19 protein-coding genes and 1 pseudogene are annotated in these 24,711 nt (G+C 64.4%); 5 read left to right on the forward strand and 15 right to left on the reverse strand.

Features of this window, described 5'->3' with window-relative positions; translation table 11 throughout:
- Positions 1 to 29: 29 nt before the first annotated feature.
- The 4 genes and pseudogenes from ACT3UA_RS14330 to ACT3UA_RS14345 form a co-directional block, all read right to left on the reverse strand.
- Positions 30 to 416 (reverse strand): annotated as a pseudogene (locus ACT3UA_RS14330) (IS110 family transposase); the annotation flags it as partial.
- A 69-nt stretch (positions 417 to 485) separates the two neighbouring features.
- Positions 486 to 1,412: a DDE-type integrase/transposase/recombinase gene (locus ACT3UA_RS14335; protein ID WP_141393582.1), complete on the reverse strand. Its 927-nt coding sequence runs from the start codon at positions 1,410 to 1,412 to the stop codon at positions 486 to 488.
- A 29-nt stretch (positions 1,413 to 1,441) separates the two neighbouring features.
- Positions 1,442 to 1,681: a hypothetical protein gene (locus ACT3UA_RS14340; RefSeq protein ID WP_217990411.1), complete on the reverse strand. Its 240-nt coding sequence runs from the start codon at positions 1,679 to 1,681 to the stop codon at positions 1,442 to 1,444.
- Positions 1,682 to 1,701: 20 nt separating this feature from the next.
- Positions 1,702 to 1,869 carry a hypothetical protein gene (locus ACT3UA_RS14345; protein ID WP_217990410.1) on the reverse strand — a complete coding sequence of 56 codons (168 nt, stop codon included), beginning with the start codon at positions 1,867 to 1,869 and terminating at the stop codon, positions 1,702 to 1,704.
- A 176-nt stretch (positions 1,870 to 2,045) separates the two neighbouring features.
- Here ACT3UA_RS14345 and ACT3UA_RS14350 point away from each other — a divergent pair, with 176 nt between their 5' ends.
- On the forward strand, positions 2,046 to 2,300 hold the full coding sequence (locus ACT3UA_RS14350; protein WP_096254727.1) for a hypothetical protein: 255 nt from the start codon (positions 2,046 to 2,048) through the stop codon (positions 2,298 to 2,300).
- Positions 2,301 to 2,469: 169 nt separating this feature from the next.
- Positions 2,470 to 2,658: a hypothetical protein gene (locus ACT3UA_RS14355; protein WP_141393581.1), complete on the forward strand. Its 189-nt coding sequence runs from the start codon at positions 2,470 to 2,472 to the stop codon at positions 2,656 to 2,658.
- Between the two features lie 270 nt (positions 2,659 to 2,928).
- Here ACT3UA_RS14355 and ACT3UA_RS14360 read toward each other — a convergent pair whose 3' ends face one another.
- Positions 2,929 to 3,219, reverse strand: coding sequence for a MerR family transcriptional regulator (locus ACT3UA_RS14360; RefSeq protein ID WP_255248504.1), 291 nt, complete (start codon positions 3,217 to 3,219; stop codon positions 2,929 to 2,931).
- Between the two features lie 124 nt (positions 3,220 to 3,343).
- On the opposite strand from ACT3UA_RS14360, the gene ACT3UA_RS14365 reads away from it, so the two are divergent.
- A complete protein-coding gene (locus ACT3UA_RS14365) occupies positions 3,344 to 3,772 on the forward strand; it encodes an Hsp20/alpha crystallin family protein (protein ID WP_096254729.1) in 429 nt (142 codons plus the stop codon).
- A gap of 350 nt (positions 3,773 to 4,122) precedes the next feature.
- The gene (locus tag ACT3UA_RS14370; RefSeq protein ID WP_096287963.1) at positions 4,123 to 4,416 is read left to right on the forward strand and encodes a hypothetical protein; all 294 of its coding nucleotides are present in this window, start codon (positions 4,123 to 4,125) and stop codon (positions 4,414 to 4,416) included.
- 267 nt (positions 4,417 to 4,683) lie between these two features.
- On the opposite strand, the gene ACT3UA_RS14375 is transcribed toward ACT3UA_RS14370, so the two are convergent.
- The 6 genes from ACT3UA_RS14375 to ACT3UA_RS14400 all read right to left on the reverse strand — a co-directional run bounded on the left by ACT3UA_RS14375 (position 4,684) and on the right by ACT3UA_RS14400 (position 9,966).
- The gene (locus ACT3UA_RS14375; RefSeq protein ID WP_255248503.1) at positions 4,684 to 5,046 is read right to left on the reverse strand and encodes an integrase catalytic region; all 363 of its coding nucleotides are present in this window, start codon (positions 5,044 to 5,046) and stop codon (positions 4,684 to 4,686) included.
- Between the two features lie 415 nt (positions 5,047 to 5,461).
- A complete protein-coding gene (locus ACT3UA_RS14380; RefSeq protein WP_255248502.1) occupies positions 5,462 to 5,851 on the reverse strand; it encodes a hypothetical protein in 390 nt (129 codons plus the stop codon).
- Between the two features lie 138 nt (positions 5,852 to 5,989).
- Complete coding sequence (locus ACT3UA_RS14385) at positions 5,990 to 7,045, reverse strand: FecCD family ABC transporter permease (RefSeq protein ID WP_096287961.1); 1,056 nt, start codon at positions 7,043 to 7,045, stop codon at positions 5,990 to 5,992.
- The gene (locus ACT3UA_RS14390; protein ID WP_096254732.1) at positions 7,032 to 8,081 is read right to left on the reverse strand and encodes a FecCD family ABC transporter permease; all 1,050 of its coding nucleotides are present in this window, start codon (positions 8,079 to 8,081) and stop codon (positions 7,032 to 7,034) included. The genes ACT3UA_RS14385 and ACT3UA_RS14390 overlap by 14 nt, the downstream gene beginning before the upstream one ends.
- Before the next feature lies 1 nt (position 8,082).
- Positions 8,083 to 8,937, reverse strand: a complete 855-nt coding sequence (locus ACT3UA_RS14395; RefSeq protein WP_096287959.1) for a siderophore-interacting protein — start codon at positions 8,935 to 8,937, stop codon at positions 8,083 to 8,085.
- Positions 8,938 to 8,961: 24 nt separating this feature from the next.
- Positions 8,962 to 9,966 (reverse strand): ABC transporter substrate-binding protein, encoded by a 1,005-nt coding sequence (locus tag ACT3UA_RS14400; protein ID WP_096287957.1) that lies wholly within the window; start codon positions 9,964 to 9,966, stop codon positions 8,962 to 8,964.
- A gap of 276 nt (positions 9,967 to 10,242) precedes the next feature.
- Here ACT3UA_RS14400 and ACT3UA_RS14405 point away from each other — a divergent pair, with 276 nt between their 5' ends.
- A complete protein-coding gene (locus tag ACT3UA_RS14405) occupies positions 10,243 to 11,013 on the forward strand; it encodes a 4'-phosphopantetheinyl transferase family protein (protein WP_096287955.1) in 771 nt (256 codons plus the stop codon).
- 26 nt (positions 11,014 to 11,039) lie between these two features.
- Here ACT3UA_RS14405 and entS read toward each other — a convergent pair whose 3' ends face one another.
- The 4 genes from entS to ACT3UA_RS14425 are packed head-to-tail and all read right to left on the reverse strand — an operon-like array spanning position 11,040 to position 24,676.
- Positions 11,040 to 12,398, reverse strand: coding sequence for an enterobactin transporter EntS (gene entS / locus ACT3UA_RS14410; protein ID WP_176484248.1), 1,359 nt, complete (start codon positions 12,396 to 12,398; stop codon positions 11,040 to 11,042).
- Complete coding sequence (locus ACT3UA_RS14415) at positions 12,395 to 12,589, reverse strand: MbtH family protein (RefSeq protein ID WP_096254737.1); 195 nt, start codon at positions 12,587 to 12,589, stop codon at positions 12,395 to 12,397. The genes entS and ACT3UA_RS14415 overlap by 4 nt, the downstream gene beginning before the upstream one ends.
- A gap of 49 nt (positions 12,590 to 12,638) precedes the next feature.
- On the reverse strand, positions 12,639 to 16,664 hold the full coding sequence (locus tag ACT3UA_RS14420; protein WP_443438994.1) for an amino acid adenylation domain-containing protein: 4,026 nt from the start codon (positions 16,662 to 16,664) through the stop codon (positions 12,639 to 12,641).
- Positions 16,664 to 24,676 (reverse strand): condensation domain-containing protein, encoded by an 8,013-nt coding sequence (locus tag ACT3UA_RS14425; RefSeq protein ID WP_444617070.1) that lies wholly within the window; start codon positions 24,674 to 24,676, stop codon positions 16,664 to 16,666. Before ACT3UA_RS14425 ends, ACT3UA_RS14420 begins: the two co-directional genes overlap by 1 nt.
- Positions 24,677 to 24,711: the final 35 nt, after the last annotated feature.

Consider the following 24,711-nt stretch of genomic DNA (forward strand, 5'->3'; position numbering starts at 1 on the left):
CACGGCGGCATGATTTCCGGGACGGTTCAGTCCAAAGCGTCTGATTTGCCGACGCCTCGATTCTTTTTCGCATCCATACGTGGTGCTTCAGCGACAGAGAAACCGTGGGTGGCCACGGTGCCGGCCAGAATGGCGCCGTAAGATGCTGCGCCCTCGATTACCCAGAGGCTATCAGCATTGCCTTCGGTGCGGCGAGCCACCCATTTGATGGCCCTGTTGATGCCTGACCCTGTGGTGGGAAATTGTCGGGTTTCGAGTAATGCTCCATTTGAGGCGTTCACAATGGCATAGACGTGGTTGCGTACGTGAGTGTCGACACCCACGACAAATGGGTGGCTATAAGCGACGATAGACAATGCGGTTACTGTACTTTCCTGAGCTGGACTTGGTTGGTAGCCGTGAACGGCCGGTACCAGTCCGGGTAGGATCACTACGGAACAGAACTGTGACGAGTCACGCCCCCGCAAGGGCGGACAATCTTCTAATCAGGCTACCGAGGTGGGCCGGACAGGTACCGGCCGCTCCACACTCGATAAACGGACAAGTCCATAAGATGACACCTTCGGGTCAGTTGTACCATGAGTCACATCTATCAGACGGAGTGGCTGGTACCCATCCTGCCAGCCAGTCCCAGACCAGCTAGAACAAGTCTCACAGTTGTACCAAGGGACATACCCATTCAGGTAAGCCCGAGCGTCCTCAACCGAGACGAAGACTTTTGGATATCCCGGGCGATACTTCATCGTACGGAATCCCGATTCGCTGAACGGATTGTCATTAGACACATTGGGCCTGTTATGGCTCAGCCGCACATGTCGGGCCTCTAACGCGTTTTTCAGCGCGTTGGACTTCATTGCAGGCCCCGAGTCAGCGTGTACCACTTGCGGCACATCATAGTCCTTGAAGGCCTGCTCGAACATCTCCACGGCCATATGGTCCGCTTCGCGCTCCTCCACCCGGTAACCTACGATCTGCCGGGAGAAAATATCCATGATCGAATAGGCCTTGAACACGCAGTTCTTATATGGCGAATACAGATCAGTAATGTCCCAGCTCCAGATCTGTCCCGGTCCGGTGGCCTTCAAAACAGGTTTTTCCCCTCTCGTCCTGCGGTTTTGTTTCCGGGTTGGTACCTGTGGCCGCAACATCTGCTCTTCTAGCTGCGCGGCAATACGCCACCACGCGCGTCGGGAACCGAGCATGAGGCCTTCATCCCAGGCCGTGGCGAAGGAATGGTCCACAGAGTTGTCTCGAGCCCAGCCGGCAAGGATTCGCTCTTTGATGCGTTCACGATCAGCCGGGCTGATCCTAGTTGAATAAGCGCGGTCGGCTTGATGAACAGGATTCGGTGTTTTCGGTCGTGGGCTGATTCGGTAGTGCCAGGTTGAACGGGAGATCCCGGAAATTTTCAAGGCCTGGCGTTGCGAACCCGTCAGGTTCTTTAAGGTTCGGACGAGTTCGTTTTCCGCGGCGAGGAATTCTTCTGTTCGTTCGTCTTCGATGCGGCGGGCCCTTGCTCGTTCAGCGTGTGCAAGAGCCCGATAGCTTTTCCCAGGGCCTCATTGGTTCCTTCGAGCTGGCGGACACGTTCACGCAGTGCAGCGAGTTCAGCTTGCTGTTCTGCTTGTTCTTTGGCTCGTGCTGATTCTAGGGCTGAACGTTGGCTCGGGGTGGTGTTCATCCTTCCATGATCTCGTGGAACTAGGTTGCGGTCGAGGTCGCCTTCGAACACAAGGGGTTCCATCGGTAGAACGTGGCTTTGGAGAAGGGCTGTTGTGTGAGCCAGACGGTGCGAGTGCCGTGGGGCTGGAGGTTGTACTGGTGGACGTATTCCCTGATTTCTTCGCGAGTGACGCCGATGGTGCTCATGGTGTTTCCTTCTGTCAGTGGTGGGTCTTGGATGACTCACATACAGCCTGACCGAGAGGGGAGCTAGCTTCTCCTATGAGAAACTTCAAGCTTTAGGTGGAGCTGCAGCCGCTCTAGGAGCTGAGCTGTTGGGTATTGCTGCCATTAAAACTGCGTGTACTTAAGGAGTGAGTTCCATGAAGAATTATATTAGGCCTGTTCTGACCCTGCTGTGCGTTGCACTTGCTGCGGTGGCGTATTTTGCCTTCAGCAACATCTTTGTTGCTTTGATTTTCGCGGCGTGTGGCGTGATGCTCTGGGCCTTTTTCGGAGAGAAGTATGATGCCTCCGTGGAGATCACGAAGAAGGTTGATCCTCGGGAACTGAAGGAATATCGCCGTCAGCATCCTGGTGCGTCCATTACTGACGCGATTCGAGCAACTCAGCCTTAGATTCTCAAAAGCTATATCCAGAGGGTGCCCCATTCACTGGGGGTACCCTCTACTCATATTTAGAGATGGAGACATCGGCTAGGCGGGTTTTTCCTTGGTGCACGGTTGGCCCGTGAAAGATATGTTTGGTGGCTCGGTCAAGATCAGGGGCTAAGCCCTCCGGGTTTCAATGGATAAACAAGTCATCAGTCCAGAAGTGCAGCATCCTGCGTTTGAACGTGCGGCTCTTCTGAAGGGGTACGAGTTAGCCCTGATTGAAGAGCTTGTGGTGTGCGCACGTGATGTGGCAAGCATTCCGTTTTGTCCAGCCTTCGCGGGCGGCGCGCTTCGCTATGACGCACTGCGTCCTGCCACATAACGCTCGTGGATTGCGGTTGGCGTAGCGGTAGCCCGGGGACTGTAGAGAGCTCGCTGTTGGACCCGATACTGGCGCAAACCACGCTCTCCTGCAAGGTAAAACACGCCAAGCGTGGATCACGCGAAGCGCGAACGAGCCGCCAGGCGACTATAGTATGCACGCAGCGTGAATAAACTGTGCGCAATTGCGTCAGCACGAAATACAACTTGCGCACAGGCAATATTGCCGTGAATACCTGCGCTGGGACAAACCCGTCTGACAGGTACGCCCCTACCGTTTCGAGAGCCTTGCGCGCAAAAGGCGGTTCTCCTCTTCCAAGATCAGCACTCTCTCTATTCCAGCCAAATTCAACCCCTCACCAAGCAGCTCAACTATCCTTCCAATACGCGCCAAATCCACCCGCGAGTACTTTCGAGTACCTCCGTTGGTGCGCCGAGGAACCACCAACCCCCGTGACTCATAGAGCCTCAACGACTGCACACTCAACCCGACCGTACCCGCCGCATAGGAGATCGAATAGTTATCTTCACCTGGTAGGGCATGAGCTTTAGAAATTTCCAAAAAATTGATCTTTCTTCTTGCGCCATCTGATATTCATGTGATATAAAATCTACATCATTGGAGATAGATTTTGGATCTGGCTCCAAGTGCACCATCAGCAACATTGCCGAGGAAAGGAAGAACAATGATGATGCAAAATGATGTCCTGCGCGATTTCGACCGACTGGTCCAGCGGACTTTCAACACCCAGCTCAGCCCCGAACGCGTCAATGCCATGCCCATGGATGCGTGGCGCGACGAACAAGGATTCCACGCGGAAATCGATCTCCCAGGAATTGACCCGGAATCCATCGACGTGGCCATTGAACGCAACGTCATGACCATCAGAGCTCAACGTCCTAAGCCTGAAGGACGTCGCAACGTCTTGGGCAATGAACGAGTGTGGGGTCATTTCAGCCGGGAATTCATCCTTGGAGAGCACCTGGACACGGAGAACATCAGCGCGAACTACGCCGACGGGGTACTGAGTTTGGACATTGGTCTGGCCGAGTCAGCCAAGCCGCGGAAGATCAAGATTCTGCGCGGAAAGTCCACGAAGTCCATTACCAGGTAGAGCTGATGGAACAGTGCCATGGAAACGTTGCTCGTTTACCTGGAAGAACTGCTCGCTGAGGACGATAGGGACTTCTTAGCACAGCTCAGTGATCGGCTCGACCAGTTCATAGTACGGCGAAGCGTTGCGGACTAGGTTCGGCTTCAGACCGGTCGAGTAGCAGGAACATGATACCTAGCTGGTACCACCGGCAGTTCGGCTATCGCACTCAGGTGCTGACCTTCAGATTCCCAGAAAAGAACAGATCCCCACCCATAGGGCCACCATACTCGGTAGCGGCAGTGGGTCGAACGGGCCGGTGCCCAGCTTTAGGGCTGAGCACCGGCCCGAGAGCTTAGGAGCGTGAAAAAGTGAACGGATCACTACTCAGTATTCACCTGTCTGACGAACAGGCCACGGAACTGCAAAACGCTTTGTGCAGTCGTCGAGACCATTACGTGGAGTTGATCAACGGCCCAGGAACAGAAACCAGTGCTGCACGTCCAAAGGTCGAAAGGTACTGGAAGGGAAAGGTGCAGGACATCCAAACGCTGATCGACTCGATCAGCGTTCCCCTTTATGGGGCGCAAGAGAATGCGTCTATCTCTGCTCGCACCTCTAAGAGTGCAGAAGCGCTGCCAAACATTTATGAAGCGCCCGATTGAGGATTACGAGCTATCAAGCATTTGAAGCCTTGGAAGATGCCAGTAGCAGCATGAGCAGTCGACCATATTACGCTGCTGGCCCGTGTAGATGGCCTGAGCGATTGGAAATATAAGGCCGCCTGACCTTGAGGCAAGCCGCTAGTTTTCCGCTGACTAGTGAATTCATCACAATTGGTTCCATCGCAACGGGGCCTTGCCGCCAATCAGCTCATGATGGGGACCCGCCTTGCCTCATGTCAATATGCTTACGAAAATTAACCCCGTGCCTCAACTAAATTGCTCGCCAAACTCACTACTAGTTCCATTGCTACGGAACTTAGAGCGGGCAATTAGCTGCCCCTGAATCTCCGCGATCCGCCTGGTGAGCGCCGGATTTAAAGAATACTCGCGCGCTGCGAGCTCTGCCGTATGCCTTTCATCCATAGCCTTCAGCTCGATAATCCGTTGATAAGCGGTACGCGGAGCATTATGCGTCCGCTTTCTGCGCCCTGACCTCGCGGTGCCATACCCGCTGGCGTTCACCATGGGCAACAAATGGTTCTTCCGCTGGTCAACCAACACCCAAGGCTCATTGAGTAACGCCATTTCTTCCCGCGTTTCATACCGGAACCTGAAAGCGTGCTTGCGCACCCAACCACTATTTCATTGCTCCACATGCACATTATCGTTGTGCTTATACGGTCTGGCCCGCGTCAGCGCGAGGTGGTTCGTTTCGGCTCATTCAATGAATGGCACATTGATAAATCCGCCGCTGTTATCGAAGTCGAACCCTGTCACCGGACACGGCAAACCAGCTACAAGGCTCTGGATGCCGGCCATCACATTGCAGTAGGCGCGGTTCTTCACCGCAATAATCACCGTCCAGCCAGCGAATACGTCGGTGAGCGTGACGGAGTACAGATATTCGCCTTAGAGGTTATGCTCGCAGTGCGACAGTATCGACTTCAAAGAATCCGGGTTCTTGCTCCATTGGAGTACCTGAGCAGCGGACTTTAATTTCCGAGCGGAGCATTGAGCCGGCCTTAGTCGCGGAAAGAGACAATGGCTATCTAGCATCGAGAAACTGCTTCGGATGGCGATTCATCGTGGCAGCTGACATGCACTGCAGTTCCGCTTTCACCTCGTCGGTGAGTAGCACGGAGAGTTTTCCGAATTCATCGAAGCGTTCACGGCATTTGATGTCCTCGGAGATTGTTGCGGCGAGGTATTTGCCGCAAGGATCCCCGCAGAGCGGCCAGATGCGTTCCAGGATCCTGAAGGACGCCAGTTGATACTCGCTGGCCCTGCGCCGCGGGACGGTGTAGGTATCTAGCCGGTGATCCGTTGGTGTTCTGCGCTCAGACGGTGTCTGGTGTTGGCTCTGGATCAGCCGGTGGGCGCGCGGAGATAGTCCAGAAGAATTCCCTTTTCGCGTTTCGTGGCTTTGGCGAAGCATTTGATGATTTGATGTCGAGTGTTCATTCAGAGTCCTTATTTCATCACTTCAGCAGAACCCTTTGCTCGTTGGAACGCCAGAGTTTTCGCGAGCAGAAGTAAATGAGGCATGGGCTTCGTGTGGCGCTTTGATGAGGGGTCAACGCGCCCCCTTACGCGAAAGCACCCCCAGGATCCACACCAAGAACGGCGCGCCGGCAATGGAGGTGACCAGACCGACCGGCAGCAGCACCGGAAACAGGTTCTGTCCGATCAAATCCGCCAGCAGCATCAGCACCACACCGGTCAGCGCCGCCCTTCCGGGCGTGGGATGGGTCGTCCCGAACATTCGCTGGGCCAGCTGTGGGGCGACGAAGGCGATGAAACCCACTGGACCAGCGACCGACACCGTGGCGCCGGCAAGTAGCACCGACAGGGCCAGCATCAGCAGGCTCGCGGCACGCACCGGCAAACCCAGGGCCGCGGCCGCGTCGTCGCCCAGTGCCAGAACATCCAGCCACCGAGCGCACAGCCCGATTAGCGCGGCGCCTGCCACGAGGACCACCAGCGCCACCGGGGAGAGCAGGCCCCAGGTGGCCAGCGACAGGCTTCCGGTAAGCCAGACCATGGCGCTATTTAGGTCCGGCAGCTCCGCACGCAGTAGTAGCCAGCTGACCCCGGCACCCAGTCCAGCGTTCACTCCCAGCCCCACCAGCACCAACCGGAAGGAGCTGATGCCACCGCGGTAGGAAACGGCCAGGACGACCGCCCCGGCCAGCAGGGCGCCCAGTGTCGCCGACAGCGGCAGCCGCCATGGGCCCAGCAGGAGGATGGCGGGCACGGCGTTGGAGCCGACGATGGAGGCGACGGCACCAAGGCTGGCGCCCGAGGTCACCCCAATAATATCGGGACTGGCCAGCACATTGCGCAGTACCGCCTGGGTGACCGCACCGGAGATACCGAAGCCAACGCCCACCACGATCGCGGCTAGGGCACGCGGACCCCGCAGGTCGCGCACCAAGAACATGGTTCCCGAATCGGCTTGGCCACTGATCACGAGCCACCACAGGCGCAGGTCTAACCCCAGCCCCAGTGCGTTGACCAGCAGCAGCAGCCCGGCGGCGGATAACACGCCCCAGCACAGCAAGGAGCGCCAATGCAGACCGGTGGCGCGCACCGCCGGAGCCGCCGGACGGATGAACTCAGAGACTGTCAACGGCTCTCCTCATGCGCGGGCTGCGCGCGATCAGAATAAACAGGGGTGCGCCGAGAATAGCCAGCATGATGCCCACGCTCAGCTCGCCGGTGGGCAGCACCAGCCGGCCTGCGGTATCGGCCAGCAGCATGATAGCTCCGCCCAGGGCTCCGGAGAGCCACACCGCGCCAGGTAGCCCGCCAGGTGCAATCCGCTTGGCCAGGTGCGGGGCCGCGAGACCGAGAAAGGCAATGGCTCCCATCGAGGCGGTCGCCGCTGAGGCAAGCACTACCACGGCGAGCAGGCCTACGAGCCGGTCCCGGATGACGTTGCGCCCCAAGCTGGAAGCCACATCGTCGCCCAGCGCCAGCGCGTCAAGCGAGGAAGTATTCAGGACGGTGAGCAGCAGCCCAAGGGCCAGCCACGGGCCCACGTCCCAGAGCACGGAGGCGTCGCGTCCGGACAACGAACCGACGGTCCAGTAGCGGAAGCGGTCCATGGTGACCTTATCCAACAGCACGACGGCGCTGGAGACGGCATTCAACACTCCGGTGATGATGCTGCCGGCCAGAATCAGGCTGGTGGCGGCGTTGGCGAGCCGAATGCGCGCGGCCAGGCCGAGCACCATCGAGCCGGCAACTAGCCCCCCGAGCAGGCCGAAGACGGTGTATTGCGCGGGCGAAACAAGGTGGAACACGCTGATGGCCAGAACCACCCCTGCGGCCGCTCCTGAGCTTACGCCGAGCAGGCCCGGATCGGCCAGCGGGTTACGCGTGTGCGCCTGGCACAAGGCTCCGGCCACGCCCAGTGAGATGCCGCAGACCAGGCCGAGCACGGTGCGCGGCACTCGCAGAGCCATAACCGAGGCGTTGGCTTCAACGAGGTTTCCCTGCTGACCGCGCAGGTAGGCCAGGACATCGACTGCCGGTACCGGCTGGGAACCGTAGAGCAGGCTAGCGGCGACGGCAAGCAGCAAAGCCACGGCGCAGGCGACGAAGACCGGCAAGCCTTTGCGGGCCGGCCGGTCCACCGCCAGGTCGCGCAGACCGGCGCTCATGCTAGTCCTCGTCGTGATGGTGGTCGTGGTCTGTCTGGCCCCGGCGCCAGTAGCCGTCGACATCCCAGTTCTCGCGGTCCAGCCCCAGATCGTTCTTCAGGTAGCGACGCAACGGCTTAATGGACATCGACTCGCCGGCCACCCAAATGAAGCCCTCCCCCTGGGGCAGTTGCTGGGCTTTCACGGCCTGCACCAGCAAATCGGTTCTTCCTGCCGGGGACGAGCCGCGATGCAGCCAGCTGACCTGCAATTGTGCTCGGCTGTCCAGTACGATCTCATCGGCCGCGTCGTTGACCTCGATGAAGGCGAAAACCTTCGCCTCGGCGCGCAGGCCTGAAACCCATCGGGCCAACGCCGGCAGGGCGGTTTCGTCCGCGGCCAGCACATACCAGTCGAAGACGTCCTTCACCCGGAAGGAGCCACGCGGGCCGAGCAGGGCCAGTTGCTCGCCGGGTTGCGCGGTGCCCGCCCAGCGTCCGGCGACTCCGTGCTCATGCAGTACGAAATCCAGGTCCATCCATCCAGCCGCCGGGTCGGCATCCCGGATGGTGTAGTCTCGGCTGGTCATTGAGCGTCCATCAATCCACCGGTCGCCCACCACCGTGGGCAGCACGGCACGGCCTTGCTCATCGCGGTCAAAGAATACCTTGACGTGGTCTTCGGCTGCGACACTGCGAAGCGACTTCAGGTCCTCGCCGACTACGCGGATGCGCACCATGCGTGCTCCCAGCGGCTCCACCGATTCGACGGTCACTAGCCGGGGCACGAGCGGATGCGTATACGTGGCGTTCTTGGGATTTTCTTCGTCCGGTGCGATGAGTTCGCCGGAAGCCGGATCATGGGTCGTGATAATCATGGATAGGTCCTTTGGACTTGGGGACTAGAGGCTCTTGAGTGATTCTTCGATCTGCTCGGCCACACGCAGGGCGGCGCCATAGTTGTCTGGGAAGAAATGGGTCAGACCGAAGGCGTGCTTGTCCTTGAGCGCTGACAGCGAGGTCCAGGTAGCTTGTCCTTCGAGGGTGTCAAGCGCGTCGGAAGCACCGTCGGTGTACTGCGGGTAGTAGATCACCGTGGCGTCGTCGATCTTGGAGAGTTGCTCAAAGGAAAGAAACACGCCATTTTCGGCTTCTTCGTTCTTGACCGCCTCGACGGCCGGCGCCCCCAGATCATCCAGGACCTTGCCAATCCAGGAAATCTTGGAGTAAACAGTGACCTCCTCGTAGGCGTCCACGGCCGCGAAAGCATTCTCCGACAGCTGCTTGGCGTAATCGGACTTCATCTGGGCGATCTTGTCCTCGTAAGCCTTCTTTTGCACTTGGGCCTGCTCGCCGTTGCCCAGAATTTCGGCCATAGCCACCGAGGCGTCGCGGGTACCGGCAGAACCGTTGGTGCGGATCAGCACGGTGGGTGCGATGGCGTTGAGCTTTTCGAATTCGGCTTTCTTCTCGGAGCTCAGTTCCTCCGAAGCATCGTCACCGCCGCGGATGAAGCCGATCATCATGTCGGGCTTCAACTCAACGAGATGCTCGTAGTCCCATCCATCCGGGGTAAGAATAGACGGAAGCTTTTCCACGGCGTCGAAATCTGCCGCGTTGCCGAAGGAATCGTCGAAGGTGTCGCCGGCGGTGGCCAGCGGCGTCAGGCCGGCCTCAACGGCAGGCACGGAACCGCCTTCCAACGCCACCACTTGTTGCGGGTCTGACGGGATACTGACCTTTCCGAACGCGGTATCAACGATGACAGTGCCGTCAACATTCTGCGCTGCCGCGGTGGCGGAAGTACCGCTCTCGCCGTTGGCATTGGAACTGGCGGCACAGCCAGTGGCGAGCAAGGACAGAGACAAGGCCATAGCGGCCCAGCGGGCGCGTGGAGTGAATTTCATGTGCGAGTACCTTCGGAGTCGTCGAGTCTAGCGAAAACTTCGGTGACTGAGCAGATCACCTCGGCCAACGTTATCATAGGCTCACCTTACTCAAAAACGTTCTACTGTGTGTTCGTAATTATTCATCTTTATTGACCCGGTCCTGTCGACCGAAGCCCCACGGCCCAAGCGGTCGCGATTTGGCGCGTTGGATTCGGCGCGCTGGAAGTGGCATGGAAAGAGAATCAGTCGCGTGAGCCGTACCCGATGCGGCAGAATCCGCCGTAGGCTGGAGGTGTGGAACCCGCAGAACATCTCCGCCCCGCCCCGCAGCCCGCTGCACATCTGAGCTATCTCACCGCCACGGTCGACGAGGTCCGGGTCAAGGTCGCCGAGCTGGGGGGCTATGCGCAATTGCTAGGCCCCGAAGCGACCAAGGCCGGCACCTTCAAAGACCCTGCCGATGCCGCGGCGCTGCTCGCGTCCAGGGCGTTGCTGCGTCTGCTGCTGGCCCGGAAACTGCACGTCGATCCCCGCGCTTCACGTTTACTGCAACTTACCCGCCACTGCCCGAAGTGCGGCGTCGCAGACCACGGCCAACCGCGCCACCCGCAGCGCGCCGTATCGCTGTCCCGTACCAGGGAGCTGGCTATGGCGGCCGTGGCGCCTGCCGATGTCCTGCTGGGCGTCGATGTGGAACGTGGGCCGGGGCTGCACCCTCCGGGAGTATTCCCCGGGTTCGATGATGCGGTACTTTCTCCCGGCGAGCGCACCGCAGCGGGTGCCGCGGTGCGCCCCGACGCTCTGCGCTTGACCTTGTTCTCAGCTAAGGAGGCCCTGCTCAAGGCGGCGGGGGTGGGGCTGGCTGTTGACCCGGCCAGTTTCCAGGTTTCCACCGGCCCGCTGGGCCCGCCCGCTCGGTGGTCCCAGGTACACACGCCCGGCGTGGAATCCGGCCCGGTGTACCTGCAGCCAGTGGACGTCGGCCACGGGCATGTGGCTTCACTGGCCTGCACCGCGCCCCTGCCGGTCGAGCGGTTAGAAACCTGGCAACTGCTCGGTTCATGAACGTCAGGGACGACGCCGGAGCAGGCCTATGGGCCGTCAGCGCCCCGGAAGCTGGGATCAGCTTCCGGGACAATGATCTCTTCCGGCGTTTCGGACTCGATCCGGAGTGCGCGCAATTCGCGAGCACTCAATACCACCACGGCGCTGAGGCCGGCGGCTAGCGCGCCGCCTGCAGCGATCGCTCCGCCTGGTCCTAACACCTTGGCCAGCAACGAGAGTAAGGGCCCGCCCAAGGTATCACCCACGGTACCTTGGGCGCTCCATACGGCGCTGACCCGGCCGAGCAACCGGTCCGGGGTGCGCCCGACGATAATCGCATAACGGAATATCTCGGCCAGCACATCCCCCACGCCAGTCAAGGCCATGGCTGCCAGGGCCAATGGCAGCGAACTGGTCAGGCCCAGGGCCAGCACGCCCAGGCTGGAAGCGCACAGTACCACCAGCAGCACTCGGCCTGCGGGCCGCACCCGTCCGGTCCAGCCGCTGCTCAGCGAGGCGAGCAAGGCTCCGGCTGCCGGTGCTGAATACAGCAAGCCGGCGGCTTCAGGTCCCAGCCCCAGCTGGCGCTCGGCGAACTCCGGAATCAGCACGTACGGCGAGGCGCACAGCAGCTGGATGAACCCCAGCAGCATGATCGGGCCAACCACCCGGTCGCGCGCTACATATGCCATGCCCTCACGGGTATCGGCCCATGCCTGCGCGCAGGTGCGACGAATGGCACCGAGTGTTCCGGCCTGCCGGATCTGCGGATCAGCCGCTGCCTGTTCGTCGATGCCCGGCTGCAGTTCAGGCAGTCCCCAGAGCAGGGCCATGCTGGCCAGACTCGCGGCGATGACCCAGAGATACAGCCAGCCCGGGCCGATCACTGCGTATAGCAGGCCGCCCAGGGCGGGGGTGAGCACCATGCCCAAATCCATGCTGATCGCCATGAGCGCACTCGCGGCCGGGAGCTGGATCGGTTCCACCGTGCGTGGCACCGTGGCGGACAGTGCGGTGGCGCTGATGCCTCCAGCCAGCCCATCCACGGCCGCGGCCACGTGGAATGCGGCCAGCATCGGCTCAGCGGCAAAGGCATTAACTGCCAGGAGCGCGAAGCCGGCTATGGCTGAACCGCGGGCCGCCAGGATGATCTTGCGACGGTCCAACCGGTCCGCCATCAGGCCGCCGGACAGTGCCCCCGCGAAGCCGGCCAGGCCCATGACGGTTGCGACCAGGGCGACGTGGACGGACGAACCGGTCAGGGCATAAACCTGTAACGGAATCGCAGTGCTCAGCACGCCGATCCCCGCGATGGATACCAGACGCCCCCAAAAAATCAGGGTGAACGCTCTGCTGCTGCGCAGCGGACCCAGGTCGATTGAATGGCGGCGCAGCCACCGGATCACTGGGCGGATTCCCGCGGTGTGATATCAGTCCAGTGTTCCTGGACGTAGTTATTGGCCGCGTCCAGCTCGGACGGGCCGAATACCTGTGTCCAGCCGGCCGGGACCTGCGCGAAGTCGGGCCAGAGGCTGTGCTGATTCAACTGGTTGACCAGGACGAGGAAACTGCCGTCGGTTCGGTCGAAGGGATTCATGGTTTTGCTCCTTGTGCTATATGGAAAGTCAGGTAGGTCTGTTGACGGGTCAGCTGCCGGTGTGCCCGGCTTCGGTGCGGGCCAGGTCTTCGCGTAGCTGCGGCCCGACGATGCTCAGTGCTGCCGGGCTGGTCATCTCATGGTGCCCAGCCTCGATCAGCTGCTGGGCGAAGGGCCCGGCACTGTACTCGGACCAGCCGGCTGCGGTACGTGCCGGATCGCTGGCGACCACCCCATGGCGGCTCATCGTCGCGGTATACAGTCGGGTGTCCGCTCGGACCCGGTCGTAACGGGCACCGGGCAGCACTCCGACGCTATAGCCATAGGAGTCCATGATTGCCTCCAGCTTGTCGCTGGCGAAGTGGCTCCAGACTCCCTCGGCCTCTGCCAGAAACTCCAGCACATCCGCGCGCTGGTACGGGCTCCTGAGCCACTGGGGTAGCTCGCGCAGCGCCCCGGCCAGCAGAAAGTTCAGTGCTTCCTGCTCCAGCTCGGCGGCGTCCTCCGGGGCCGGTCCTTGGACGGGGTTCACGGTGACCGGGTCCGCATCAAGCAGCGAGAGCGTGAGCACCTGTTCCCCGTCCTTCTCCAGCGCACCGGCCACCATATGCGCCAGGTGTGCTCCGAAAGACCAGCCCAGCAGGTGGTACGGGCCGTGCGGATGGCGATTGCGGATCGCCTGCACCATGGAATCGCGCAACGCAGCCATGTCCTGCGGGGCCGGCCCAGTGAACCTCGGAGACTGCAACGCAATGATTTCGCGTCCACGGCCCAGATGCCCGGCCAACCCGGCGTAGCTCCAGCCCAGGCCACCGGCCGGGTGGAAGCAGTACAGCGGGGCGCCGGCCCCGCTGCCGCCAGCAAGCGGCAGTACCAGGTCGAAGGAGGAATCGGTGCCGGCGGACAGTTTGGAGGCCAGCAGTTCCACGGTGGGCGCCGCTGCCAGAGTGCCCACCGTCAGCGTCGTCTCGAAGCGCGAGCGCAGTAGCGAAACGGCACGCATGGCCTTGAGCGAATCCCCGCCCAGCAAGTAGAAGTCATCCTCCCCGTGCACCGAGTCCACGCCGAGTACGGCGCAGAACACCTCGGCTACCGCGGTCTGCGCGCCGCCAGACGGCGCCCTGCCCGCGATCGGGGCAGGAAGCGGCAGCGCGGCCACATCCAGCTTCGTGTTCGGGGTTAGCGGCAGCTTGCCGAGCAGCACCAGGTGGCTCGGGACCATGTAGTCCGGCAGCTCGCGGCGGGCCCTGGCCCGCACTGCGTCCACCAGCCCGGCGCGGTCCTCCTCGGTGTCCGCACCGGCGGCGGGTACCAGATATCCGATCAACGCCATGTGGCCCTGCGTCATCTGTCGAGCCAGCACTGCGCAGGAGCCGACGCGCGGATCCGCGGCGATCACCGCCTGTACTTCCCCCGGCTCGATGCGGTAGCCGCGGATCTTGATCTGGGCATCGGAGCGGCCGTGGAAGTGCAGCGCCCTGGAAGAATCGCGCGAGACAACATCCCCGGTGCGGTACATCAGCGTGCCCGGGGTGCCATAGGGGTTGGCTACGAAGCGGGAGGCGGTCAGTGCAGCGCGTCCCACGTAGCCATATGCCAGCCCGTCTCCAGCCAAGTACAGTTCGCCGGGCGCGCCCTCAGCGACCGGACACAGCGCGCTGTCCAGCACGTAAGCTTCGGTGTTTTCGATGGGCCCGCCGACCACCGGCACAGCACTGCTATCGGTGCCGGCGCCCAGGGCGTTGATGGTGTATTCGGTGGGGCCATAGAGATTGTAGCCCTCGGACACGGGGTCCGCGCGCAGTGCATCCCAGACCTCGGCTCCCACCGCTTCTCCGCCCAATAACACCAATGCCGGATGGTGCTTCCCGGCTTGGAGCAGCCCCTCGGCCAGCAGCGCCGAGGCAACTGAAGGAGTCACATTAATGACGTCCACGCAATGCTCACGTAGGTAGCTAACCATCTGCGCTGCATCGCGGCGCAGCGCCTCATTCAGCACGTGCACGGTGTGCCCTTCGATGAGCCAGAACAGCTCTTCCCAAGACATGTCGAAGGCAAAGGACACGGTATGCGCGACAACCAGCGGGCGGTCCGGCACCCGAGCGATAGCCGGGTCGAAGATCTCGCGTCGGTGGTTGGCCAGCATGTTGACCAAGCCCCGGTGCGGTACGGACACACCCTTGGGCTCGCCGGTGGAGCCTGACGTGAACATCAGGTAGGCGCTGTCCGCGTGCGAGTAGTCCGGATAAAGCTGAGCAGCTCCTGCATGGCCGGCGACCACGGCATCATCTAGCACCATGACCCGGGTTCCGCAGGCGGCGAGCTTCTCCGTGTCCCTCCATGAGCCCGGCTCCAGCAGTACCGCATCGGCACGTGCGGTGGCGAACATCTTCGCGGCACGGGCATCCGGGTAGGCCTCATCCAGGGGAATGTAGGCCGCTCCGACAGCCATCACTGCGAAGATGGCGGCCACGAACCGGTTCCCGCGCGGCAGGCCTAATCCCACCGTGGAGCCCGGGCCCAGGCCCTGGGCACGCAGCCAGCCGGCGATCGAGCAGACCTCGGCCCACAGCTCGGCGTACGTGAGGGTGTGCGCCCCATCGATCAGCGCAGGACGCTGCGGGTGGGCAGCAGCGGTGCGTTCCAGCAATGCGACCAGTGAATCCTCGCCCAGCTGCCGTGCGGTACCGGCCAGCCCAGAGGACTGCGGCTCGCCCTCGACCGCGGCCAGCACGGTACCCAACGGGGACTGCGCATGGTCAGCCAGCGCGGCCAGGGTGGCGATGACCGATTCCATCAGGCAGCCCGCGGCCGCGGCCGAGAACTGCTCTCCCTGATAAGCCAGAATCAACCGATAGATGTCGGCAGGATGCACGATGAAGGTCAGCGGGTAGTGAGTGGCGTCCCCGCCCTCGATCTCCACCAGCCCGGTGTCTGTGCTGAGCCTGTCCAGCGCCGCGTCGTCCTCCGGGGTATTGCGCATGACGTAGAGGGTATCGAATAGGGTGCCGATGCCGGCATCCTGCTGGATCGTGGACAGTCCGACGAATTGGGCCTGCAGGCTCTCACCCTGGCGGGTCTGCACCTGGCGCAGCAGCGCATCCACCCGGGTGTGCGGATCCAGCTCAGTGACCACCGGGACGGTATTCAGGAACAAACCAATCATCTCATCCACCCCTGCCAGCTCCGGAGGCCGGCCGGAGACCGTGGAGCCGAAGACTACGGTGTCCTGGCCGGTGAGCCGGCGCAGCGCCAGCGACCAGCCCAGGGAATAAACGGTGTTGATCGACACCTTAGCGGTGCGGGCCAGCGCGATCAGCGCCTCGGTCAGCCCGTCGGGCAGGTCCATCTCAACGACCTCGGGCAGCACTGCGGAACGTGCTGACGCTTCCGGAGCGACCAGGGTGCCGTCGTTAAGACCAGCCAGCAGGTTGCGCCACACGCCCCGGGCGGCCTCGGCATCCTGTTCGGCCAGCCACTGGAGGTAGCTGCGGAACGGGGTCGGCTCGCCCAGGGTATCGTCCCGGCCTCCGGCACGGTAGTGCCGCAGCAGCTCGGTGACCAGCAGTGCGTCGGACCAGCCGTCGATCAAGATGTGATGGTTGGTGACCACCAAGGCGCCCCCCTCGACTCCCAGATCGGCATAGGCGAAGCGGATCAGCGGTGGACGGCTCATCTCAAACTTCGTTTGGCGCTCATCGACCTGCAGTCGTTCGAGCCCGCGAACGGCTTGCGGGTCTGCCGATAGGTCCAACTGGCGCCAGGGCAGTGGAAGGAAAGCGGGGATGAACTGCACGGGAGTGTCGAACTGTTCATGAGCGAAGCCGGCGCGCAGAATCGGATGACGCTCGAGCAAGGTGGCGCAGGCTTGGCGCAGTGCGGGCACGTCCACCGGCCCGGCGAAGCGGTAGGTGGACTGCATGGTGTATACGTCCAGCGCCTCCGGGTCGGCCAGCGCGTGGAAGAGCAGCCCGTTCTGCAACGGGGCCAGCGGCAGCACATCGATGATCTCCGGTTCGGCCTGTTCGGCGTCCTGGATATTGGTGTTCCGGGCCTCGGTAGTTGGCGTGGTCACTAGTTTCCCTTCAACAAATTGGTCAGCGAGGCCATCGAGGCCCCGTCAAGCGTGATCATGGGTTTGACGGCGTCCGCCGCCGGCGCAGAAGCCGCGGGAGCTTTCCCTGGATCCCCGGCAGTATTAGCGACGGCCGTGGCGGCAGGTGCGATACGTTGCACCACGGCGGCCAGATTGGCGGCGATCGGGTTGGCGAAGACCTGGGAGATCGTTGCCTTGTAGCCAGCCTTGCGCAGGGCGGTCAGCAGGGACATGGCGGCCATGGAGTCGCCTCCGGCGGCAAAGAAGTCGCTGTCAGTGCCGCCTACGGGCAGGCGCAGCACCTGCCCGTAGGCGGCGGTCACCGCGTTCATGGCTGCTGCGTCCGCGCCGTGCGCTGCGGCATGCCGGGCACCCGCCGAGGTCAGGGCCTCGCGCGCCGCAGCCAGCCGAGTGGACAGCAGGCGGCGCAGCACCGGCAACGCGGTGCCCAGGGCCAGGCACTCCAAGGCCACGACCAAGGCGGAGAGCACCTGACGGGCGACGGATTCGGGTATTTCAGTGCCGAATTCCATTTCGACTTCCATGAGGTCGCCCACCGAGACACTGACCGATAGCGGGTATTCGGTGGCGTCCTCAGAGTGGATCTCGCCCAGGCGCGGGGCACCGTCCGGGGTGTTGCCCTCGGCTTGCGGATAGTTCTCCACGACCAGCAAGGTGTCGAACAGGGTGCCGAGGCCCAGGGCGCCGGTGATCTTCGACAGCGGCACTCCGGCCGATTCAACGATCCGCTGGCCAGCTGCGTGGGCGGCTCTCAACAACGCCTTGGAATCCTTTTGTTCCAAGTTCATGGCCACCGGCAGGGTGTCGATGAACATGCCCGGCAGCTCGGACATGCCCGGCACGTCGATGGCGCGGCCGGAGCTGACCGTGCCATAAACCGGAACGTCCGTGTCCAACAGTGCGCCGAGCACCAGCGCCCAAGCGGCATTCGCCGCGTCAGCCACCGTGGCCGAGGCCTTGCGGGCGCGATTGGCCAGAGCCTTGTGCACGTGGGCGCCGAGCTCAACACCGATCATCGTAGGCAGCGCGGTATTCTCCGGATCGCGGTGGCGTAATACGTGGCCCGGACGGTCCCCCGTCAACACCCGGCCCCATTGCGCGACCCGGGCCTGGTCGTCGCGCGAGACCAGTGAACGGGCGAAAGCGTCATAGCCACTACCGGCAGGGGCTACCGGCTTCGGGGCCGGGGCGCCCCCAGCGGCTCGCGCGTAGTTTTCGAACAACTCATCCACCAGCGGCGGGATGGACCAGCCATCGAGCAGCAAATGGTGGTTGGCCAGGATCAGCTGGCTGTGCGGCTCACCGGTTTCCGGGTGCTCTCCAAAATCGACCAGTTCCAGCCGCAGCAGCGGACCGGTTTCCACGTCGAAGCCGCGGACCAGGTGCTCGGCGCGGACCGCCTGTGCGACCTGTTGCCGGGACTTCAGGTCCAGCCCGTGGCTGCGGCGCACGGCCACCTGCGGGGTGAGCCCGGCCAGCGGGACGAACACCGGTGCGCCGTCTTCCGGCCAGTACACGGTGGATCGCAACTGCGGGTGTACCGCGGCCAGCGCGGCCGCTGCGCTCCGCAGCGTCGTCGGGTCCACCGGACCGAACAGCTCCAGAGCGGTCAGCGACAGGTAGGTGTCGTTCGGGGCGGAGGCTGCGTGCACGGCCATGGCCTGCTGCACCCCGGTCAGCGGCCAGACGCCCTGGGCTGCGGGGCGTTCAACTAGCAGCCGCGAGGTTTCCGCGGCTGCCATCCCCACGATGTCGTGCAGGGCGCCGGTGGTGCCAATGGCCAGCGGGTCTATCCCGGACAAGGCGACCAGCGCGGATCGTGCGGCATCCGGAAGACCGCGACCGGCGGCGTTGGCTGCGGCCAGCTGCCAGCGCAGCACCAGGTGCGGGCCGTCCACGGCCTCGGTGACGTAGCCGTTCAGTTCCACCGGGTGGGTGGCGGGCAGCGCCCGATGCAGTCCCAGCTCGCTTTCCAGTGCGGCGGCGTCCGCCGCCGGCTGCCACGGGCCTTCGGACACGGCCTCACGCCCCAGGTAATTGACCAGAAGCTGGGCGCTGGCAGCGTCCGCCGCGGCGGCCAGTTGGTCGCCGGCAGGACCGGCAAGGTGGCGCAGCATCCCGTAGCTGGCTGTATCTGTTGGCAGTGTGGCAGATGCGGCGCGTGCCGCACGCACCCAGGCTTCGGGTGCCAACCTCTGGGTGCCGCCGGTTGCCGCGGCGGACAGGCGCAGCGGCCAGGTGGCGGTGAACCACCCCACGGTGCTGCCGACTTCCACCGTGTCGCGGGCGTCGCTGAATTGGACGCCCGCCGGGCGTCCATGGCCTTCGGCCTCCAACAGCACGCTGGTACCGGCTTCCAGCGTGCCTACTACCGCGGCGTGTAGCACGGTGTCCATGCCGCAGCCCTCGCCCAGCGCAAGCAGTCTGCGCGTGGTCTCTGCATCCAAGGTGTGCACAACCTCCTGCGTGTCGGCCACTGTTCCCAGCTGCAGGGAATCCGAGTACCGCATCTGTGCCAGTTCCCCTGCATCCAGCACGGACAGCCAGCGCTTGGTCAGCGTTTGGTCAGCGGCCAGGGTCTGTGCTGCCTCATGCGAGGCGGCAGCCCAGGCGCGGAGGTTGGCGGAGGCGGCCGGTAGGTTCCGGGAGCCCTGGACCAGTCGGCGCAGATCCTCGGTCAGCAGGCGCCAGGAGTAGATGTCCACGGCAACGTGATGCACGGCCAGCGCAAGCACGCCGTAGCCGGACTCAGCCGGGCGATACACGGCTGCCGCCACGCGGCCCGACCGCTCATCCAGTTCCCGGCAGGCGGTGCGCAAAACCTCGGAGAACTGCCGCTCACCGGAGTCGGCGGCCAGCGTGGTCAGTGGCAGTGCCGCGTCGGGCAGCACCGCGGCTCCGGAACCGTCTACCCGCAGGCGCAGGGCCGGGTGGCGTTCGGCCAAGATGGTCAGCGCCCGTTGCAGACTGGTCGCCTGGACGCCAGCGGGCACGTTGAGCACACGCAGCTGCTGGAAGCCACTGCCGTCCGCCCCGGTGCCTGCCAGCAGTTCGCGGTACCACGCCAAGGCCGGGGTGTCCTCCAATGCCCCGTCGGCGGCCAGCTCGGCCACCCGGGTCGGAGAAGCCTCGGCGGCGGCCGCGGCCAGCGCGGCAGCAGTCGGATTGCGATAGATCTCTCCCAGCGAAAGGACCAGTCCGCGGGCGCGCAGCGCGCCGACCAGCGCGATGACGGCCATGGAGTCCGCCCCCAGCGCGAAGATGTCCCGAGACGGGTCCACCGAGTCCAGCCGGAGTACCTCTGCAACGGCCTGGGCAGCCAGCGCGATGCGCGTAGCCTGCGCAACGGTGGACACGACAACCGAAGAATTTTCGGCGTCAACCGAGGCAGGCCCGGCAAAATCGGATTCGGTTCTTGCAGCTTCAACCAGCCGCGCGGAGAGCATCTCCAGACCCAGCTGCTCGGGTTGTAGCTGGATGCCGTCGGACAGTGCGGCCAGCGCGGTGCGCACGGCCTGGGCCAGCGCTGCCGCGGCTAGCAGATCTCCGCCGGCCAGCTCGACTTCCAGAGCTACCTCTTCCCCCGGGGTCAGCGTCAGGCACACCGGGTAGTTGGTGCCGTCCTCGCCTCCGAGCGCAGTGACCTCAAGACCGGAAACGCCCGTTTCCCCGCGTTGCGGGTAGTTTTCCACAACCAGCAAGGTGTCGAAGGGTTCGGCTCCGAGCACCGACTTGATCCGGCCCATACCCAGGTGGGCTGCACGAGCCAACGCGGTGTTTTGTCGGCGGGCCTCATCCAGCAGCTCCGTGCAGGGGGCTCCTGGACGTGGCTGCAGACGCACCGGGGCGGTGGTGATGAACATGCCGATCATCTCATCGATGCCCGGAACTTCCGCATCGCGGCCGGAACGGGTGGCTCCCAGCGCTACGTCAGCTGTGCCGATTACCGTGGCCAAAACGGTGGCCCAGGCGGCCTGGGCGGCGTCGGCCAGGGTATGCCCCGAAGCACGAAGCGCGGCAGAAAGCTCCGCGGTGGGCTGCGCCTGAAGGTAGGCGGTGGCGCTCACGGTGCCTTCGCCAGCGCGGGTCAGCGCGGCCAGCGCAGTGGGTGCGCCGAAGCCGGCGAACTCGCTACGCCAGGCATCCTCCAGCTCCCGGGAGCTGGTTTCCAACTGGGCCAGCCACTGAAGGTACCCGGTCATCGGGCGCGGTTCGGACAACCCGCCGCCAGCCAGCAGGGTGTTCAGTTCGCCGGTGAGCAGCGCGGTGGACCATCCATCCACCAGCAGATGGTGCAGGCAGAGGACAAGTTCCCAGGCGCTGTCCGCGGTGCGCAGCAGCTTTCCGCTGGCCAGTGGTCCGGTAGCCAGGTCCATCGGCTCTGCGCGCAGGGCTGCCTCGACCCGGCCCACCGCGGCGGACACATCGGGCTCGGACCGCAAATCTGCGGCCTGCAGCTTCCAGCGCATCCGGTCCAGGATAGCCAGGCGCGGGGCGGGCAGGTCGTGCTGGAAGATCACGCCGCGCAGCTGGGGGTGACGTGCGGCCAGCGCATCCAGTGCGTGGGCGATCTGCGCGGCACCGGGCAACGAGGCTTCGTCCGCGGCGGCTATGCGCCAGCGCGTGGTGGTCTGATACGTTCCGTCGGTTTCGCGCTCGTGGTGCAATACCATGCCCAGCTGGGTGGGGGTCAGTTCCCACACGTCTACCACGTTGGCGCCCAAGCTGGCCGCCCGGGCGGCCAGCACTGCGGCGCGTTCGGCGCCCAGGGCGGCCAGCCGGCCGGTGGCGTCGGTGCTATCGGGCGCGGCCTCAGGCTGCCGCGCTTCAAGTTCGCGGGCGATGCCCGCCAGCGTCCCGGCGGCCAGCAACTTCGCCACGGAGTAGCCGTAGCCCTCACGGTGCAGCCCGGCAATGACTTGGATCGCGGCGATCGAGTCCCCTCCCAGTGCCATGAATCGCTCCCCCGGATCCGGTGCGCAGGACAGGCCCAGCACGCGAGTGACCACCGCGGTCACCGCGGCCAGTTCGGCGCCCGGCGCCTCCGCGGCTACGCCGGATTCCGCCGGCGCAGCCGCGGAGGCACCGCCGAAGTCCGGGGCAGGCAGGGCACGGGTATCCAGTTTGCCGCTACCGGTCACCGGCAGCGACTTCAGCAGCACCACCGCGGCGGGCACCATCACACGCGGCAGCTTGAGGGCGCAGGCGGTGCGCAAGTCGGCGGCCAGCCGCGGATCGCCCACGGCGGCCGGGTCAGCCGGGACCACCCAGGCCGCGAGACGTTCTCCCAGCCGCGGGTCCTCGACCTTCAGCACCACGGCACGGCGTACGGAGTGCTGGCCGGTCAGGAAGGACTCGATTTCTCCGGGCTCGATGCGCACGCCGTGCAAGGAGATCTGTGCGTCGGTGCGGCCGAGCAGCGCCAGCTGCCCGTCCGGACGCCGGACCGCGGCATCGCCGGTGCGGTACAGGCGCTCCCCCGGGGCGAAAGGGTGGGCGGTGAAACGAGCGGCGGTCAGCGCACTGCGCGAAAGGTAGCCGTCGGCCAGCTGCGGACCGGCCAGATAGAGTTCGCCCACGGTGCCCGGGGCGACCCGGCGCAGCAGGGAATCCAGGACCAGCGCCCCGGTGGCGCCTACAGGTCGGCCGACCACCGGTTGCTGCGCGTCAGTCACGGCGGCGGCAAGTGCATCCACGGTGGCTTCGGTGGGGCCGTACAGGTTGTAGACGGCGGAACCGGACTCGCGGGCCAGCTGTCCCATGCGCCGCCACAGCGCGGCGGGGAAGCTCTCGCCGCCGGCCACGCAGATTTCCGGCAGTCTGGTCATCGCTGCGCTGGAGATTACCGCATTCCACAGGGTCGGGGTGAAGTCCAGGTAGGCGATGCGGTGCGCGTCGACGTAGTCGGCCAACGCGAACGGGTCCAGGTACTCGTCCTCGGTCAGCAGATGCAGGGTATGCCCGGTGAACAACGCCAGGAAGGCATCCCAGTGTGCGTCAAAGTGGAAGGCGGAGGTGTGCGCCACCTGCAGGGTGCGATCCGTCGGGTAGAGCTCGCGCTGCTGGCGGGCGGCTAGGTGGGCCAATGCGCGGTGAGGCACGGCCACGCCCTTGGGCTCGCCGGTGGATCCGGAGGTGAACACGATGGCGGCGGTAGCCGCTGCCTGCGCGGCGAACGGCGCCGGGGCCGAGCACGATCCCATCCCGGTGGCGCGCAGACCCTCGCCATCCCAGATCAACGCCGGGATGGCGAGGTCTAGCGCGCGCTCGACGCGGGCGGCGGGCCATCCGTTGTCCAGCACCATCAGGGTCACGGCGCTGCGCAGCGCCGCCAGGTGAGCCACCACGATATCGATCCCGCGCGGCAACCGCACGGCCAAGGTCCGGTGGCCGGTGGCGACTGCCAGCAGTCCGGCCAGACGATCCGCGGTGTCCCTTGCCAACGCATCGAGCTCCGCGTAGGTGTAGCTCATGCCGCCGACGACCAAGGCGGTGCCTTGCGGTGCGGCGGCGACCTGGCGGGCAAAGAGCTCGGGCAACAGTGGCTGAGGCCCGGCGTAGTCGCGGGCGGAGGTCTCAAAGCCGGTGACCTCGGCCGGGTCCATGAGCTCGACGTCGGCGATGCGGGACTCGGCGTCCAAGGCCAGTGCGGTGAGCCCGCGGACCAGGGCCTCTGCCAAAGTGGCTGCCACGTGCGCGGGGACTCGCCCATCGTATTCCAGTTCGAGGTGCCAGCTGTCCCCTGCACGCACGTGCACGTTGACCGGATAGTGGCTGGAATCGCCGGTGGCCTTCAGCGTGGCCTCCAGCTCATTCAGCGCGAAGTGACCCCGAGCGCCAATGGCTTCGAAACTGAGCAGCGACCACGCCAACTCGCCGGTTCCGGACAGGGCGCGCTCAATGCCCGGCACGCCAAGGTGCTGGTGCTCCAGGCTGCGGTTCCACCACTGCTGCTGGCGCACCGCGGCGCCCAGCAGGGTCTGCCCAGGCTGGTAGTCGCCGGCGGCGAGCACGGTCTCGGTGAGCATGCCGCAGACGGTGTCTGCGTCCGGGCGGGAGGGATCGCGCAGGGCCACGGGCAGGGCGAAGATGTTGCCGGTGGTACCGGCCGCGAAGTCCGCGGCCAGGGCCCAGGCGGTCCGCAGCGCGGTAGCGGGCGTGAATCCATGGGTCCGGGCGGCGGCGTTCAGTGCGGCGACGGTGGAGCTGGGAAGCTCACGGGTTTCGCTCGCCTGGCTGGTGCCGGCCAGCGCTTGCGCGCCCAGGAAATGCGGGCGCTGCCCGGTTTCGGCATGGGCCAGGCTCTCGGCAAAAAATGTGGCAGCGGCCTCTCGATCCGCGGAGGCGATCCAGCCCAGGTGGTCGGCGTAACTGCCAGTGGCGGCGGGCAGGTCGGCCGGGGCCGAGGCGCCGCGTACGGCGGCCAGCTCTCGCAGCCACTGGCCCAGCAGCAGCGGCATGGACCAGCCATCAAGGACAAGATGATGCGCAGTGATGACCAACTCATGGGACTTGGACGATTCCGAGACCAGGGCGAAACGCAGCAGCGGAGGCTCCTGCAGGTCGAACCCGGCCGCGATCTGCGCGCTTGCCAGGGCCTCGACCTCCAGCCCGGTGGTGAATGCCCGGGCGGCCAGCTCCTCGTCCCACGGCTCTACGAAGGAGACCGGGTCCCCAATCTCGTCCAGCAGGAAGCCTGCACGCAGGTTTTCCACCCGGCGTAGCAGACTCATCGTGGCGGCGCGGGCCTCGTCCGGGTCCAACGGTCCTGTCAGCTGGACCCGGCTCTGACCGACGTAGGGGTCGGTTGCCTGCGGATGGTCCTGGAGCATCAGCGTGTGGGCCACCAGGCCGCGCTGCAATGCGGTGGTAGGCCACCAAACCAGCTGGGCATCTCGTGGGGCGGGCGCCGGCCCGGTGTCGGGCAGGCCGTGGGAATTTTCGACGTCTTGTCGGGTCAGTTCGATCATGGGGTCCTTTGGGCTGCGGTTTATAAGGCAACGAG

The organism is Glutamicibacter sp. 363 (assembly GCF_052379505.1).
Lineage (GTDB): Bacteria > Actinomycetota > Actinomycetes > Actinomycetales > Micrococcaceae > Glutamicibacter.